Source organism: Streptomyces sp. 130, from assembly GCF_007096885.1.
Taxonomy (GTDB): Bacteria; Actinomycetota; Actinomycetes; order Streptomycetales; family Streptomycetaceae; genus Streptomyces.
In genome coordinates, this window is record NZ_VJNO01000008.1 from 32373 (window position 1) to 49046 (window position 16674).

Consider the following 16674-nt stretch of genomic DNA (forward strand, 5'->3'; position numbering starts at 1 on the left):
TCTATGCGGCGACGGCGGTGGCCCGGATGGACGTGATGACCGCCGCGATGGTGTCGATGTCCGCCTCCGTGAACAGGTCCTCCGGACCGCGCGGGGCAAGGGCACTGAACGGCGGGTCGTACAGCACAGCAACGTCGGCCATGCCGTTGCGGGCCACGTAGTCGACGAGCAGATCCACGTAGCGGAGTTGGGCGCCGGAAAAGGTCCGTCCCCGCCGGAACTCTTCGAAAGCGCTCCAGGCGGCCTCTCGCTCCAGGCCGGTCAGGGAGCGGAGGAAGATGCCGAGCCCTCCCTCGGAGTTACGCGTGCGATCGAGGTCGGCCTCGGTGCCGATGCCGGCTTCGAGGAAGATCCGTTCCAACTCCCTCAGGTCGGAGGTGGTGATCTGCCGGTTCCGGCGGATCTTCCGGATCGCCGGATGGTCTTCGTGCGCGCGCAGGTAAATCCTGAGTTTCTGCTCGAACCGGGTCAGGTCGGTGCCGATGACCGTGCCCTGCAACCGCGCGACCGTCAGCTCGCCCAGCTCGTCCTCGAAATCCGTGTAGACGATGTTTCGGCGGGTCTTCTCGATCAGCTTGACCAGACTGCGCAGCCGTCGCCGCATCGCCTCCAGCATCGGCGGGGTCACGTCATCCCACCAGTCGTCGCCGACGAGCTCGTCGATCAGCCCCTGCTGAGCCCGTACCGCCGGAATCGTGTACTGGTCCTGGAGCGCAGAGGCGATCTCCTGCACCTGTGCGCGCAGCCGGTCGTAGCCGGGGTTCGCGTTCACGACCGCGAGCTGCAAGCGCAGAGCGAGCAGGTCGAAGCGCTTGGCTTCCTCGGTGCTGTCGTCGTCGCGGAACGCCGTGGGAAGCCCGGCGAGGTGGTCCACGACCTGGGCGTGCGTCTCCTGCGTGAGCGCGAGCCAGGCGTCCAAGCCGGAGAAGGCATCGACGTACTCCCGCTCAGGACGCACCAGGAAGTTGTCCGGGTTCATGGCCGTGACTTCCTGGTGCAGCCGCTCGGCCAGCTCCTGCCGCAACCCTGCGGGGCTGTTCGTGCCGTCAGCGGCAGGCGGCCGCCCCTCAGCATGCCCGCCTTGGTCGGGCTGCTCCTCGCCGACGGCCCGCGGTGCGGGGTCCTTCGCGTCCAGGGCGAACAGCAGGTCCGCACGGCTGGTGAAGATGCGCTGCGCCAGAGACGGCCCAAGCTTCCCTTCGGCCTTCATCAGGCTCTGGTTGAAGAACTCGATGTTCCGGCAGAGGTCGAAGACGAGGAACCCGTCCTTGTCCCGGTTCGGGCCGAACAAGTTCGGGCACAGGCGTGTGCCGCGGCCTATCATCTGCCAGAACTTGGTCTGGGAACGCACCAGCTTGAAGAAGACCAGGTTCACGACCTCCGGCACGTCCACGCCCGTGTCGAGCATGTCGACCGAGATCGCTATGTGCGGCGCCTTCGCCGGATCGGAGAACTGGTCGATCAGGCTCTGCGCATACTCCTTGCGGTACGTGATGACCTGGGCGAACTCTCCCCGCAGGTGGGGGTAGTTGACATCGAATCGCTCGGCGATGAACTCGGCGTGGGCATGGTTCGCCGCGAAGATGATGGTCTTGCCGAGACGGTCTCCGCCCGCCACTCGGACGCCCTGCTCCATCAGGGTCGCGAGGGCCTTGTCCACCGTGTCGGCATTGAACAGGTACTTGTTGAGCTCCTCGGAGCTGATTTCGTCCGGGACGCTGCCGTCCTCGGCCCAGTCGAGTTCGTCCCAGCGCTCCTTCTCCTCGTCGGAGAGATCGGCGTACCTGATGCCGCCGCGCTGGAATTTCAGCGGCACCTCCACGGCCCGGGGTGGTACGAGGTAACCGTCGCCGACGGCCTCCTCAAGGCTGTACACGTCAGTCGGAACACCGTCCTCCAGCTGGAAGCGCCGATACGTGTTCCGGTCGATCTCGTCCTTCGGTGTCGCGGTCAGACCGACGAGCAGGGCATCGAAGTAGTCGAAGATCGCTCCGTACTTCTGGTAGATCGACCGGTGTGCCTCGTCCACCACGATCAGATCGAAGTACCCCGGCCCGAAGCGGCGCATCCCCGATTCGTCCACCTCGTTGATGAGGTTCATCAGCGTCGGGTACGTCGAGACGTACACCCGGGCGTTGGTGTTCTTCTCATCCAGAAGGTTCACGACGGGCGCGCCCGGCATCTGGTTCTTGAAGGCGTTCGCGGCCTGCTTGACCAGCACCTTGCGGTCGGCAAGGAAGAGCACACGCTTGACCCAGTTCGCCCGCATCATCAGGTCGGACAGCGCGATCACGGTCCGGGTCTTGCCCGAGCCGGTGGCCATCACGAGCAGGGCGTGCCGAGCCGCGTCGGACTCGAACGCTTCGGCCACCCGGCGAATCGCATGCGACTGGTAGGCGCGGCCGGCGATCTGGTCGTTGATCGGAAGCTTCGCCAGACTCTGCCGCCCGGCCCTGCGCTGCACCAGGAGCCGCAGCTCCTCCTTGGTGTAGAAGCCCTGGACCTCGCGCGGGGGGTAGTTCAGGTCATCCCAGATATAGGTGTGGTAGCCGTTGGTGTAGAAGATGACCGGGCGCTGCCCGAACTGCTTCTCCAGCGCGTCCGCGTAGAGCTTGGCCTGGTGCTGCCCCACCCTCGCGTCCTTCGTGGTGCGCTTGGCCTCCACGACCGCCAGAGGCTTCCCGTCGTTGTCCCACAGGACGTAGTCGACCCTGCCTCTGCCCGTCTTGGACACCGACTCCGGCAGGCCCGTGACCGGGAACTCCCGGTCGCTGGGCTGGTCCAACGCCCAGCCGGCCTCCTTCAGGAGCAGGTCGATGATCAGCGTGCGGGTCTCGGACTCGTTGTAGTCGTGCGTGTCGACGCGCGCCTCGTTGGCCGCCTTCGCGGCCTTGATCTCCGCGCGGAGGGTCCGCAACTCTGCGTCGAGGTCCTGGCTCTTCCGCCGCTCGGCCGCCAGCTCCTCCTGCTGCGCTGCGAACTGCTCCGCCATCTTCTTCAGCTCGGCCTGCTTCGCCAGTCGGACGCCGGCCGGCTCCGGTCGCGGTACCAGCGTCGGGGCAAAGGCCAGCCCGGGGGCGGGAAGGTGCGCCTGGTCCGTGGCGTAGGTGCGCGCCAGCCAGTACATGACGTGAAACAGCTCACCTACGACCCCCATCGCGTCGTTCGCCGACACCGGGGCCTTACGGTGGACGGCGGCGTTTCCCTGGCGCCGGATGACGGTCATCTTCGTCCGGATCGCTGGGCCCACGACCCGGACGAAGGTCGGCTCCGAGAGCATCGCCGCCAGGTCGTCCCGGTACGGGCGTCGCAACGCCTCGTCCACCTCGAACATCCAGGTCACCGCGAGCTCCACGACGCGCCGGGCATAGAACACCGCCGCCCTCGGATCCGCCACGGCCAGCCGCTCTGCGCGCATCGCCTCGCCGCAGAGATCAGGCCACTCGGCCTTGAGGAACCCGAAGTTGCTCACGTGGTGCCCTTTCCTGGTGCGGACGGAGTGTGGTGCCGGGCTGTGCAAGGGGGACGGCTCGGCAGCCGTCAGGTGGCGGGAACGGTGGCCTGCGACCACGGCTCGCCACGGAAGGCGCGCTGCCGGAGCGAGGCGAACAAGGCGTCGAGTTCGGCGAGATGATTCTGGTGCAGAAGTTTCATCGAGTCGATCTTTTTGACCTTCTCGGCGAATTCTTCCTGCACCGCGATGGGCGGCAAGGAAATCTTCAGTTCCTTCAGGTGACTGGGGCCGAAATTCAGCTGGGCAGACCCGGTGACCCGCCGGGTGATCTGACTCCGGAACTCCACGCCGTTCAGCCAAGACCGCAAGTAGTAGAGGTCGGAAACCCCGGGGATCGACTTGAACCGGATGGTGCTGGTATTCATGCACAGCGGAAGCAGCGCACCGTCAACGAAGGACCCGCGGGTGCGCAGCAGTCCGTCATCGTCGATGGAGATACCGGAGCTGGCGATGACCAGGTCGCCCGCATCCACGAGAAAATGGGAGTATCGCCCGTGCGCCTCCTCGGCAGAGATGTACCGATGAGTCTTGCCGAGGTTCAACTCCCCGTTCTTCTCGATGTTCCCGACGTTCAGCAGCTTGACGCCGCTCTCGACGAACTGCCACTTCCGGATCCCGGGACCCTCTTGAAACCAGAAGGCTTCGGGCAGCTCCATCTGGCGGCAGCCGGGGAGATCGGCGTGGAAGACGTCGAGGAAGATCGAGTGGGCAAGGCTGTCGAGGAGAGCGACGGCCTTGCGGCGCTTGGCGCGCAGCGCATCCACCTGGTCGAGCACCTGCACGATCCGCTTCTGCGCGGCGATCGGCGGCACCGCGACCTTCAAGCCGAGCAGCGCCTCCCGGCCGACAGTCGCCTGGTTCACCCACTGCCGGCACATTGATTTGAAGTGGCCCGCTTCGAAGCGACTCTGCAACCAGCGCGCGAGGAAACGCGGTTCCAGTCTCTCGCTCTCCACCCTGAGGCGAATGAAGTGATTACTGAAGGCGACGGGCTCTTCCAAGCCAGGGAAGTGAAGAGTTTTCCCCACCAGATCCGGGCTGTTCGTCGCATTGAACAGCACATCCCCCGCCGACAAGGTCGAGGAGGGCAACGCCGCATGATCCCGTGGAACGTACCGCTTGCGCGAGAGGTCGATTTCCCCCGTCCGCGTTACGTTGTTCATCCGCAGCTGGAAGACACCGTCGGGGTCTTCCTCACCGCAGGCGAATCCCGGCTTCGCCTCGGTGACCAGATCGGAGAGCGGCACTACTGGATAGGCGCTCATACCAGCAGCCCCTTCAGCTCGCTCATGCCCTGCTGGATCTCGGCCTCAAGGCTCGCCAGTTCGTCAAGGATCTCGGCCGGCGCTCGGTGCTCGGCCTCCTCGTAGACGATCTCCTTGTATCGGTTCAGGCTCAGGTCGTAGCCCTGCGCGGCGATGTCTGCCTTCGGGACGCAGAAGCTCTGCTCGGTGCGGTCACGCTGTTGCTCGCTGCCGTTGCGGAGCTGCCAGCGGCGCAGCACGTCGGGAAGGTTGTTCTTCTCGTGCTCCGCGTCGATCAGCCTGCCCGCCGCCGGGACGGGGCCGAGTTTGTCCTCGGACAGCATCGGCGAGCGCTTGTCGTCCAGACTCCAGCCATCGGCTGTGACCTCGTAGAACCAGACGTTGTCCGTGCCGCCGCTATTCGTCTTGGTGAAGAAGAGAATCGCCGTCGACACACCCGCGTACGGCTTGAAGACACCGCTCGGCAGCTTCACCACGGCGTCGAGCTTATGATCTTCGACGAGAATCTTCCGGAGTTCCTTGTGTGCCTTGGTGGAGCCGAACAGCACACCATCGGGCACGATCACCGCGGCACGGCCGCCCGGCTTGAGCAGGCGCAGGAACAGAGCCAGGAACAGCAACTCGGTCTTCTTCGTCTTGACGACCGCCTGCAGGTCCTTCGCCGTCGCGTCGTAGTCGAGGCTGCCCGCGAAGGGCGGATTGGCCAGGATCAGCGAGTACCGCTCAGCCTCTCCTGCCGCGCTCTCCGCGAGCGAGTCACGGTAGCGAATGTCCGGGTTCTCCACCTCGTGCTGGAGCATGTTCATCGAGCCGATCCGCAGCATGGTGCTGTCGAAGTCGAAGCCGTGGAACATGCTCTCGTTGAAGTGCTGACGCTGCGCCGGCTCCAGCAGAGCCTCGTGATGGGTCCGGCTGACGTACTCCGCCGAGGCGACGAGGAAGCCCGCCGTCCCGCAGGCCGGGTCACAGATCTCGTCCTTCGGCCCCGGGGCCGTCATCTCCACCATCAGGCGGATGATGTGGCGCGGCGTACGGAACTGCCCGTTGTGCCCCGCCGTCGCGATCTTCCCGAGCATGTACTCGTACAGGTCGCCCTTGACGTCCCGGTCACCGAGCGGGATCTCGTCGAGCATGTCGACGACCTTCGCCAACAGGTTCGGCGTCGTGATCGTGAACCGCGCGTCCCGCATGTGGTGGGAGTACGTCGAGCCCTCGCCGCCCAGGTGGCGCAGCCACGGGAACACTCCGTCTCGCACCAGGGTGAGCATGTTCTCCGGTGCCTCGTTGGTGAAACGGGACCAGCGCAGCCGGTCGGTCTCGGCGGTGTAGACCGGGTTCTCGATCGACCGGCCTGTGCGGTTGGCCTTGTTCTCCTTCGCCGTCTGGAGGTCGTCCAGGCGGCGGATGAACATCAGGTAGGTGATCTGCTCGATCACCTCCAGGGGATTCGAGATCCCACCCGACCAGAAGGCGTCCCAGACTCGGTCGATCTTGCTCTTCAACTCACCCGTAATCACAGCCGAAGGCTAACCGACCCCACTGACACGGCCCACAAAGTGCCGCTCCGCGACCGGGCCGGCACGGTCGGTGGCCCTCTCCCCCGGTGCAGCCGAAATCCACAGGTGGGTGACGGGCGAAGGCAGCGAGGGGACGGACATCGGAACGCCTCCCCCGGCCAGTGATCAACGAGCGTCCTTCACGGGCCCCCCGACTCTCACCTTCCGCATGCTGTCAGCGCAGCCCGGTGATACAGCGAAGCCTTCCCCATACTCTGCCGAGCCCCGCCCACGGTGATCACCCGCCGGGGCGAGCAGGTCGCCGCCGTCGTCTCCATCGAGGTGCTGCGCAACTACCAGAAGCGGGAAGAGCGCGAGATCAACCGGATCATCGACGAGCGCATGGCCAACCCGGCGCCCGGCATCCCGGTCGAGGATGTCACGAGGGAGACGCCGGCACGCGGTGAGTGAGTACGGAACCGTCTTCCGCCCCGAGGTGCAGTCCGAACTCCGGTTGATCCCGCGCGACATGGCGCAGCGCATCCTGGCCAAGCCGACCGGGCTGGAGGCCGACCCCCTCGGCTGCCACACCACCGCACTCGCGTCCCAGCCCGAACGGCGCCCCTGCGCGTCGACGACCACCACGTCGTCTACACCATCGACAACGGTGGACCGGTGGTCGGGGTCGTCCATATGGAACACCGCTCTACGGTTTACGACACCTGAGTGGTGCTGACCACCCGTCAGGACATCCATCACCCCCATCCGGCACGGTGACGGCGAAGGGGCCGGACTCGACAGAGCCCGACCCCTTCCGGCTTCGGCGTTTGACTCAACACCTCACGTGCGGCAATCGCACGACTACACGTTGAAGCGGAACTCCACCACGTCGCCGTCCTGCATCACGTATTCCTTGCCCTCCATGCGGGCCTTGCCCGCTGCGCGGGCTTCGGCCACCGAGCCGGCTTCCACCAGGTCTTCGAAGGAGATGACCTCCGCCTTGATGAAGCCCTTCTGGAAGTCGGTGTGGATGACGCCGGCCGCCTCGGGGGCCGTGGCGCCCTTCTTGATGGTCCAGGCGCGGGTTTCCTTCGGGCCTGCCGTCAGGTACGTCTGGAGGCCCAGGGTGTCGAAGCCGACGCGGCCGAGGGTGGCGAGGCCGGGTTCTTCCTGGCCCATGGACTGGAGGAGTTCCAGGGCCTCGTCGTCGTCCAGCTCGATCAGCTCGGACTCGATCTTGGCGTTCAGGAAGATGGCCTCGGCGGGGGCGACCAGGGCGCGCTGTTCGTTCTTGAAGTCCTCGTCCACCAGCTCGTCCTCGTCCACGTTGAACACGTAGATGAACGGCTTGGTGGTGAGGAGGTGGAGCTCGTGGAGGAGGCGGCCCTTCTCGGTGGAGGCTGTGATGCCCGCGTGGAAGAGGGTGTCGCCGGCTTCGAGGATCTTCTGCGCCTCCTCGACCGCGGCCAGGACCGCGACCTTCTCCTTCTGGAGGCGGGACTCCTTCTGGAGGCGCGGGATCGCCTTCTCGACCGACTGGAGGTCCGCGAGGATCAGCTCCGTGTTGATCGTCTCGATGTCGTCCTTCGGCGAGACCTTGCCGTCGACGTGGACGACGTTCTCGTCCTTGAACGCGCGGATGACCTGGCAGATCGCGTCCGACTCGCGGATGTTCGCGAGGAACTTGTTGCCCAGGCCCTCGCCCTCGCTCGCGCCCCGGACGATCCCCGCGATGTCCACGAAGTCCACGGTCGCCGGCAGGATCTTCTGCGAGTCGAAGATCTTCGCCAGGACGTCCAGACGGCGGTCCGGGACGCCGACCACGCCGACGTTCGGCTCGATCGTGGCGAACGGGTAGTTGGCCGCCAGCACGTCGTTCTTGGTCAGGGCGTTGAACAGGGTCGACTTGCCGACATTCGGCAGTCCGACGATTCCGATACTAGTACTCATGCCACAAACGTCCGCTCAGGATCAAGAAGGGTGGGGTCGGCCGCGGCGGCAGCCCAGGCGCGCCATCGTCCACGTGCGCGTATCACGGTACAGGGACCGGAGCGCGTAGCTCTCCTTGGTCAGAACCAGTGCAGGCAGTGCGGGGCGGGGTCGCTCGCGAACAGCGCGTCGGCGCGGGCGGCGGCGGCCGGGTCGTGGGACCGGATGTGGCCGGCCCGTACGAGTGTGCTCGGGCGGGTGCCGCCGAGGTAGACCGCGCCCAGGTCCCGTACGTCCAGCGACAGGTCGGGCCGCCGGTCCGTGGGCACGCACTCCGCCTCGCCGTCCCGGACGGTCAGCAGGTAGCGGCCGTGCTCGCCCAGGAAGGGGTCGTCGACGTCCAGGACGAGCTCCCCGTCCGTGCACCACCCGCGCTCCGTCAGCGCACGCGGTACGTCGAGGATGCGCACCCAGAGCCAGTCGGTGACGCCGCCGACCTCGCCGGCCCGGAGGTCCGCGAGCCGCCAGCGCAGCGGGTGCTCGGCCGGGACGTGCCGGAACACCACCTGGGAGACCAGGTCGTGGCCGAGGGCGTACCGGGCGAGGGCGGTGAAGGCCGCGTCGTCGGCGGCGATGGTCTCGTCCACCGTCAGGGTGCCGGAGTCCGTCGAGTAGCTCGCGTACCCGTCCGGCGTACCGTCCGCGTCCCGGTGTACGGCCACGTAGCGAGGTGCCCGGGAGACCGGCGGCTGGCCGGCGCCGAGGTCCCACCAGCGGTGCGGCCGGGACAGCGCGCCGGGCTGCGCGCGGCGGTACCGGTCGTAGACCGCTTCGAGGATGTCGCCGCAGTCGGCCCGCCGCAGGACCTCGACGGTGCCGGTGCCGTCCTCGGCCGCTCCGCCCCGCGGCTCCGCCCAGTCCGCCCGGTGCCGCGGCACCGTCAGCCGCGCCGTGGACGTCGCGGGGCCGTATCCGAAGCGGCCGTAGATCCCCGCCTCCGAGGCCAGCAGCACCGACAGGAACTCGCCCCGCTCCCGCACATCGGCGAGCTGGTGGCGCATCATCGCGCCGAGCACGCCGCGTCGCCGGTGCGAGGGCACGACGCCGACGGCGGTCACTCCGGCGGCCGGGACGGGTTTCCCGCCGGGCAGGGTGAGCTCGAAGGAGTACGCGGCGGCGGTGCCCACGGGCCTTCCGTCCGGTGCGACGGCGAACAGGCCGCGGTCCATCTCCAGCGCCGACCACCAGCGTCCGCCGTCCGCGACCGGGGTCTCCGGGAACTGCCCGAAGGCCGTGTGGACGGTCTCGACGAAGGCCTCGAAGTCCTCGTCGGTGGTGGGGCGGATCTCTATCACTGCCGCGTCTCCTCGGGTTACGGAAAGGGGCCAGGCTACGGGTGGTCCCGCGCCGGGCGCACCGGGATTACTCGTGGGCGGAGCGCAGCGTCACGGCCCCGCGAAAGCCCCCGGGCGCCATCCTCGACATCGCGTCCAGCGACGCGTCCGGCACCGGCAGGAGATGGGCGTCGACCCAGGTGTCCCCGGTCGCGCCGTTGGCCCAGGGGTCGTCGATCACCACGGCACCGGGCACGGTGCCGTGGCAGAGCACCCAGTGCGGCACCTCGAAGCCGTGCATCGCGGCGAGCGAGAGGAGCAGGAGCACGTGCTCCCGCCGGCCGATCGCCTCCCGGACCGCGCTCAGGGAGAGGTGGTCCGGGTCGACCGGGACGCCGATGCGCTCGGCCTCCGTACGGGACACCCGCTGGAGCAGCGCGCGCCACTCCTGGTCGCCCGGCGCGAGGTGGTCGAGCATGACCGGCCGGTCCGTGTCGAGGTGGACCGTCACCTGGGACGACGGCTGTGCCCGGCGCAGGGCGACGCCCAGGCCGACGGGCTCGCAGGCCATGAAGTTGGTCGCGTCGCGCCACAGCGTCAGCTCCGCCCGGCGGTCCAGCGCCTCGCGCGGCAGGAGGCCGGCGTGCGCCTGCGCGACGAGGGCGGCGACGGCCCCGCAGCTGAAGTGGGTGGTCTGCCCGTAGTACGGAGGCGGGGTCACCGTCCCGTCGTTCAGCCAGCGGACGTAACCGGCGGCCGGCCCGTTCGCCCCCTCCGACTGCGAGAGCGGCGGGCCGAGGGGCGTGAAGCCCGCGGCGGCGGCCTCCTGCGGTGTGACCGTCCACCCCTCCCACTTCAGCTGCACGAGCCCCCGGTCGCGCGCGTGGGCGGCGACGGCCTCGACGACGGCCGGTACGTCGCCCACGGCGTCCACGATCTTCAGGTACGCCGTGCCCGGGCGGGCGGTCACGAGCGCGGCGCCCGTCCACTCCGCGCCGTCACCGGGAACGGCGACGAGGCGCGGGGCGTGGGCGGAGCGGTCGACGGCGGCCCAGCGCTCGGCCACCTCCGCGGGTCCGGGCGGGGCCGGTGCGGCGCCGGGCTCGTACGGCATGACGATGCTGTTCACGGACGGCATGAACCCTTCTCGTAGGGACGACGGCATTCGAGTGCTCCGGAGGACGTCACGCGCGGGACTGCTTCAGCACCCACACGAAGTACGGCGCACCGACCAGCGCGATCATCAGCCCGGCCGGTACCTGGGAAGGGGCCGCGACGGTGCGCCCGAGCGCGTCCGCCACGCACACCAGCACCCCGCCGAGCAGCATCGCGACCGGGATCGCCCGGGCCTGCCGGGCGCCCACCAGGGAACGGGCGAGGTGCGGGGCGACGAGCCCGACGAAGCCGACGACACCGATGGCGATCACGCTGAGCGCGGCGAGCACCGCGGCGATCGCCAGGGCGGTGAACCGGGTGCGCTCCACCCTGACGCCGACGATGCGCGGGGTGTCCTCGTCGACGGCGAGCAGGTCGAGCCGTTCGCGCATGGCCAGCAGTACGGGGAGGGCGAGGGCCAGGGCGACGGCGACCGGGACGGTGTCGGCGAACGTACGGCCGTAGGTCGTGCCGGAGAGCCAGGTGAAGATGCGGGGGGTGTCGTACGGGTCGGCGCGCAGCAGCAGGAACGTGGTCACGGCGCTGAGGCCGTAGCCCACGCCGATGCCGATCAGGACGAATCGGTCGGGCAGGAAGCCCCCGCGCCAGGCCAGCAGGGCGATCACCGCGAAGGTGGCCAGCCCGGCCGCGACGGCGACCGCGACGAGCACCGTCCGTCCGCCGCCGAGCCCCGAGGTGACGACGCCCGCGGCGCCGAGACCGGCGCCCGCCGTGATGCCGAGGATGCCCGGCTCGGCGAGCGGGTTGCGTACGGTGCCCTGCACCACGCATCCGGCGAGTCCGAGCGCCATGCCGGCGAGGACGGCGGCGGTGACCCGGGGCACCCGGTCGTCGAGGGCGGCCCCGATCAGGTCGGGGGCGGTGCCCTGGAGCCAGAGGGCGAGGTCCCCGGTCTTCAGCCAGAGGCTTCCCGCCAGGGTGCCGACGAGAGCGGCCGCGGCCAGCAGGACCGCCGCGCCGGTCACGACGAGGAGGTAGGCGCGCCCAGACCGTGCGGCGACCCGGGCCCTCGGGGGCTGCTGGGCGCGGCCCGTGTCGCGCAGCCGGAGCGCGAGGACCACGATCACGACGGAGCCGAGCAGGGCGGTCGGCACCCCGGTCGGGATGGAGGCCGCCCCGTCCGCCCCCTGCACCGCGCGCAGGACCGCGTCCGCGAGCAGGATGAGCAGTGCGCCGAGCAGGCCGGCCGCGGGGATCAGGAGCAGGTGGCGGCGGAGCGCGCGGACGCGCCCGGCGATCAGGCGGGCCAGGACGGGGGCGCCGAGGCCGACGAACGCCATCGGGCCCGCCAGGGTCACCGCGGTGCTGGTCAGGAGGACCGCGCAGCCCACGGCGAGCAGCCGGGTGCTCCGGATCGGCACGCCGAAGGTGGCGGCGGTGTCGTCGCCCAGGTTCATCACGTCCAGCCGCCGGGACAGTGCCAGGGCGGCGCCGAGGACCACGACCACGAGGGGGATGGCGCGTACCGAGGCGTCGATGTTGAGCTGCGTGAGCGAGCCGCTGCCCCAGGCGTAGAGGCCGGTGGTGTTCTCCTTGAACAGGATGAGGAGCATCCCGGTCGCGGAGTCCAGGGCCATCGCCAGGGCCGATCCGGCGAGGATGAGGCGGGTGCCCGTGGTGCCCGCCGCCCGGCCCGCGAGGAGCAGGACGAGCACCGCCGCGACCAGGCCGCCGGCGAAGGCGACGACGCCCGAGGCCCACAGCGGTACGGAGAGGCCGAAGGCGGCGACGAGCGAGACGGCGAAGTAGGACCCGGCCGAGACCGCGAGGGTGTCGGGCGAGGCCAGCGCGTTGTGCGTGACGGACTGGAGGAGGGTGCCGGCGCAGCCGAGGGCGAAGCCCACCGCGACGCCCGCGAAGAGGCGCGGCAGCCGGGAGCCGGTGAGGATCTCGCCGACCGGCGCGCCGTCGGCGCTGTCCTGCTGCCCGGCGAGGTGGCGGATCAGGTCGCCGACGCCGACGCCCGACGTGCCCTGGGTCAGGTGCCACAGGCCCACCAGGACGGTCGCGGCGAGGAGGGCGGCCAGGACGGCCGCCCCGGCGGGAGCGCCGCCGCGGTCCTCGGGGGGACGGGCGGACGCTCCCTGTGCGCGTACGGCGCTCACTGCTTGTCGAGTACGTCGACGTAGGCGTCGATCGCCTGCTCGTTGGAGCGGGGACCGCCGGCGCCCCAGACCCGTGCCGGGAACGAGTGGGCGCGGCCTTCCTCGACGGCCGGGAGCTTCTTCCAGATCGGGTTCTTCCGCAGCGCGGCGACATAGCCGCCGGCGCCCTCGTCGTTGGCGTAGAAGAGGTTGGCGTCGCCCACCGCGACGAGGCCCTCGACGTCCGTCTGCGCGAGGCCGTAGGCGGGGTCGACTCCGCCGTCGCCGTGCTCCTTGTTGACGCTGCTGGTCCAGGCGGGCTTCAGGCCGAGTTCCTTGCCCAGCTCGGTGAAGAGGGCGCCGTCGCTGTAGGGGCGGACGGTGAGGTTGTTGCCCTCCAGCCAGCCGTCGAAGAACACGAAGTCCTTCGTCGGCAGGTCGGCGTCGGTGACCTGCTGCTTCGCCTTCGCGAGGTGGTCGTCGAACTCCTTGAGGACCTGGTCGGCGCGCTCGGTGCGGCCCGTGGCCTCGCCGATCATGCTGAAGACCTGGCGCATGTTCCCGATGGGGTCCTTCGGGTTCGCGCCGCGCGTGGCGAGCACGGGGACGCCCCGCTTCTCCAGCTTCTTGATCATCTCGTCCTTGGCGTCGAACGCCTCTACGACGATGAGATCGGGATCGGCCGCGTACAGGGTGTCCAGGTCGGGTTCCTCACGGGTGCCGATGTCGGTCACCCCGCCGGGCAGCTTCTCCGCGCTGACCCAGGTGCGGTAGCCCTTCGCGTCGGAGACGGCGGCGGGGGTGACGCAGAGGGTCAGCGCGTCCTCGACCTGCTGCCACTCCAGCACCGCGATGCGCTTGGCGGGCTTGTCGAGCTCCACCTGCCGGCCGACGCCGTCGGTGAGGGAGACCGGCCCGGTCGAGGTGGTGGTGGTGTCGTCGGCGCAGCTCTTCGACGCGGGGGCGGCACTGGCGCTGCTCTTGGCCGTGACGTCGTCGGCTTCGGTCGTACCGCAGGAGGCGAGGGCGAACAGGGCGAGCCCGGTCGTGGCTGCGGCCGTGAGGCGGCTGGCGCGGTGCATGGAGGGTCCTACTTTCTTGCATTTTCGAAGGGTGCGCCGGAGCGCCGCACGGCTGCTCCGGTCGGGGTGGCGGCCTCGTCAGGAGAGGTGGCGCCCGAGGGGGTCGATGCGCAGCCGTCCCGTACGCGGGTCGAGGGCGACGTCGACGCGGATGTCGTAGACCAGGCCGATGTTCTCGGCGGTGAGCACGTCGGCGGGGGCGCCCGCCGCGTGGATGCGGCCGGCGTGCATGAGGACCAGCGTGTCGGCGACCCGGGACGCCTGGTCGAGGTCGTGGAGCACGATGCCGACGGCGAGGCCGTGCCGCTCCACGAGGTCCCGGACCAGGTCGAGCGTCTCGAACTGGTAGCGCAGGTCCAGGTGGTTGGTCGGTTCGTCCAGCAGCACGACGCCGGTCTCCTGGGCGAGGCAGGCCGCGAGCCAGACGCGCTGCATCTCCCCGCCGGAGAGCTCCCCGACCTGCCGGTCCGCCATGTCCCGGACGCCGGTGACGCCCATGGCGCGGTCGACCGCGGCGCCGTCCTCGGGGGTGGGTCCGGCGAAGCCGCGCCGGTAGGGGTGGCGCCCGAAGGCCACGACCTCGGCGACCGTCAGCCCCTGGGGGGCGGGCCGTGACTGGGAGAACAGGGTGACCTCGCGGGCGAACCCGCGGGGGCTGAGCAGGGCCGCGTCGCGCTCGGCCGCTTCCCCGGGGCCGCCGAGGGTGACCCGGCCGCCGTCCACCTGGTGCAGCCGGGAGAGCGCGCGCAGCAGCGTGGACTTCCCGCTGCCGTTCGGCCCCACAAGGGCGGTCGCGCGGCCCGGCTCCAAGGTGACCGAGACGCCGTGGACGACCGGCTCGCCGCCGTAGCGCAGGACCAGGTCGCGCCCGTGGAGCGCGGCGGCCGGTGCGGCGGGGCCGTCCGGGAGACTTCCGGCACGGCGGAAGGGGCTTGTGAACATGAGGAGGTCCGGGGGATCGGAGGGGCGCGGAGTGGGGCACCCCCCGCCCGGCCCACACGGGCCGGGCCGCACGCTCGCCGGTGCGCGGGCAGCACCGTATACGGGCGTACGCGGGCAGCACCGGGCACGGCGAGCAACAACTAAGGGTTACCTAACTCGAAGAAGACTATATTCCGCTTGTCAGGCAGACAATCCGGTGTTCTCGCCACCCGATACGGAATTCCGGACATCCCGGGAGGCCGCGGCCACCGTCCCGGAGAACGCGCCGGGCGTGGTGCCCATGACGCGCCGGAAGGCGGCGATGAAGGAGCTGGGCTGCGCGTAGCCGAGCCGCTCGGAGACGGACATCACGTCGACGCCGTCGGACAGCAGCGTCAGCGCCCGGTGCACCCGCAGCATCTGCCGCCACTGCGCGAACGAGAGCCCGGTCGACCGGCGGAACGCGCGGGTGATCGTGCGGTCGCTGGTCCCCAGCCACCGCGCCCACTCCTCCAGTGAGCGGCCGTCGGCGGGATCGTCCAGCAGGGCTTCGGCGATGGCGTCGATCCGGGGGTCGCCGGGCAGCCGCAGCGCGAGCTGGTGCCGCGACGGCTCGATCACGTCGAACACGACGGCCTCCGCCCGCAGCCGGGCCGCCTCGTCGAGGTCCGTGCGCGACAGGTGGGTCAGCAGCGACACCAGGAGCGGGGTCATCGCGATCGCCTTCGGCTCCTCGAACGCGAACGGCGTGCGGTCGGGGGCGAAGAAGGCGCTGTGGAACCGCGCGCCCTCCGTCGCCCGGCCCACGTGCACCACTCCGGCGGGCATCCAGAGCCCGTGGCCCTCGAACACGGTGAAGACCCGGTCGCCCACCCGGGAGGTCAGCGTCCCGCCGCGCACCCAGACGAGCTCGTGCAGCCGGTGCGCGTGCTGGGCCCACTCCGTGGGGGCGGGGACGATCCGGAACTCCGCGACGACGGCGCCCGGGGCCGGCGCCCGCTCCGGGAGCGCCCCGGCCCGGCGCGTCACCGTGCCCGCCTCGCGCCGCCACAGCCCCGGGCTCACCTCGGGGGACGACGGCCGGACCATACGAGCGAGTCTAAGCGGCTGCCCCGGACCGGTTCCCGTTGCGCCGTGTGGCATCGAACTCATCGCCAAGGTCGGCCAAAGCGCGTGTCCCGCACCTGGTTCCGGCCTCCCCGCGACCTACGTTGTCCCGGTGGAGCAGCACAGGACACGTCCCCCGAAGCGCAGGCAGCCCCGGCAGGCCCCGTCGTCCCCGCTCGGGGCGGCCAAGGGAGCCAGGAAGGCCGGTGGCACGGGGGCCCTCGGTCACCGGGTGATCAGCGCGCCCGCCGGGCGGCCGGTCTCCCCCGTCGTGGCCGTCCTGCGCCGGCTGCCCAATCCCCGGCTCACCGGGATCGGCGCCGGGCTCTTCGCGGCCGCCGCGATGTTCCTGGTCGGGTGCCTGGACCGGCTGCTGTTCGGCGAGTCCCCGGTCGTGTTCGGCCTGCTGTTCCTGCCGGTCAGCGCGCTGACCGCGCTCTGGGTGCGGCCCGCGGACCTGGTGACCGCGCCGATCAGTGTGCCGATCGCCTTCGCGCTCGGCATCGTCCCCATCTCCGGCGGCACCGGCGGACTCGGCGGGCAGACGATGGCCGTCGTCACCGCGCTCGCCGTGCACGCGGGCTGGCTGTACGGCGGCACCCTCGTCGCGGGCCTCATCGCCTCCGTGCGCAAGGTGCGGCTCATGCGGGCCCGGCAGCGGCGCATGCTGCTGGCCGCGCAGACCGCGCGCCCGGCCGCGGCCGGGCCGTCGCCGGCCTCCCGCGCCGCGACGGCCCGTGCCCCGCGCAGGCCGTCGCAGCGCTGA

The 16674-nt window shown here is 70.2% G+C and carries 12 protein-coding genes and 1 pseudogene; 3 read left to right on the forward strand and 10 right to left on the reverse strand.

What is annotated here, in order from left to right:
- Position 1: 1 nt before the first annotated feature.
- The 3 genes from FKN01_RS09460 to FKN01_RS09470 form a co-directional block, all read right to left on the reverse strand.
- Complete coding sequence (locus tag FKN01_RS09460; protein WP_143618490.1) at positions 2 to 3472, reverse strand: DEAD/DEAH box helicase family protein; 3471 nt, start codon at positions 3470 to 3472, stop codon at positions 2 to 4.
- 68 nt (positions 3473 to 3540) lie between these two features.
- Positions 3541 to 4779, reverse strand: coding sequence for a restriction endonuclease subunit S (locus FKN01_RS09465; protein ID WP_143618492.1), 1239 nt, complete (start codon positions 4777 to 4779; stop codon positions 3541 to 3543).
- Entirely contained in the window at positions 4776 to 6296 is a 1521-nt protein-coding gene (locus FKN01_RS09470) for a class I SAM-dependent DNA methyltransferase (RefSeq protein ID WP_143618494.1), read from the reverse strand. The genes FKN01_RS09465 and FKN01_RS09470 overlap by 4 nt, the downstream gene beginning before the upstream one ends.
- 249 nt (positions 6297 to 6545) lie before the next feature.
- Here FKN01_RS09470 and FKN01_RS09475 point away from each other — a divergent pair, with 249 nt between their 5' ends.
- Together FKN01_RS09475 and FKN01_RS33080 are read left to right on the forward strand one after the other, a co-directional pair.
- On the forward strand, positions 6546 to 6746 hold the full coding sequence (locus FKN01_RS09475) for a type II toxin-antitoxin system prevent-host-death family antitoxin (RefSeq protein WP_260696841.1): 201 nt from the start codon (positions 6546 to 6548) through the stop codon (positions 6744 to 6746).
- Positions 6739 to 7001: pseudogene (locus FKN01_RS33080) on the forward strand (type II toxin-antitoxin system RelE/ParE family toxin). The gene FKN01_RS09475 and the pseudogene FKN01_RS33080 overlap by 8 nt, the downstream one beginning before the upstream one ends.
- A gap of 135 nt (positions 7002 to 7136) precedes the next feature.
- On the opposite strand, the gene ychF reads toward FKN01_RS33080, so the two are convergent.
- The 7 genes from ychF to FKN01_RS09515 all read right to left on the reverse strand — a co-directional run bounded on the left by ychF (position 7137) and on the right by FKN01_RS09515 (position 15890).
- The gene (gene ychF / locus FKN01_RS09485; RefSeq protein WP_143618498.1) at positions 7137 to 8225 is read right to left on the reverse strand and encodes a redox-regulated ATPase YchF; all 1089 of its coding nucleotides are present in this window, start codon (positions 8223 to 8225) and stop codon (positions 7137 to 7139) included.
- Between the two features lie 119 nt (positions 8226 to 8344).
- Positions 8345 to 9556, reverse strand: coding sequence for a GNAT family N-acetyltransferase (locus FKN01_RS09490; protein ID WP_143618787.1), 1212 nt, complete (start codon positions 9554 to 9556; stop codon positions 8345 to 8347).
- Positions 9557 to 9626: 70 nt separating this feature from the next.
- Complete coding sequence (locus tag FKN01_RS09495; RefSeq protein ID WP_143618500.1) at positions 9627 to 10676, reverse strand: peptidase C39 family protein; 1050 nt, start codon at positions 10674 to 10676, stop codon at positions 9627 to 9629.
- A gap of 46 nt (positions 10677 to 10722) precedes the next feature.
- Entirely contained in the window at positions 10723 to 12819 is a 2097-nt protein-coding gene (locus tag FKN01_RS09500) for an iron ABC transporter permease (protein WP_143618502.1), read from the reverse strand.
- Complete coding sequence (locus FKN01_RS09505; protein WP_143618504.1) at positions 12816 to 13880, reverse strand: iron-siderophore ABC transporter substrate-binding protein; 1065 nt, start codon at positions 13878 to 13880, stop codon at positions 12816 to 12818. Before FKN01_RS09505 ends, FKN01_RS09500 begins: the two co-directional genes overlap by 4 nt.
- Positions 13881 to 13958: 78 nt before the next feature.
- On the reverse strand, positions 13959 to 14822 hold the full coding sequence (locus tag FKN01_RS09510) for an ABC transporter ATP-binding protein (protein ID WP_143618506.1): 864 nt from the start codon (positions 14820 to 14822) through the stop codon (positions 13959 to 13961).
- Positions 14823 to 15002: 180 nt separating this feature from the next.
- Positions 15003 to 15890 carry an AraC family transcriptional regulator gene (locus FKN01_RS09515; protein ID WP_143618508.1) on the reverse strand — a complete coding sequence of 296 codons (888 nt, stop codon included), beginning with the start codon at positions 15888 to 15890 and terminating at the stop codon, positions 15003 to 15005.
- 130 nt (positions 15891 to 16020) lie between these two features.
- On the opposite strand from FKN01_RS09515, the gene FKN01_RS09520 reads away from it, so the two are divergent.
- A complete protein-coding gene (locus tag FKN01_RS09520; RefSeq protein ID WP_185992800.1) occupies positions 16021 to 16674 on the forward strand; it encodes a DUF6542 domain-containing protein in 654 nt (217 codons plus the stop codon).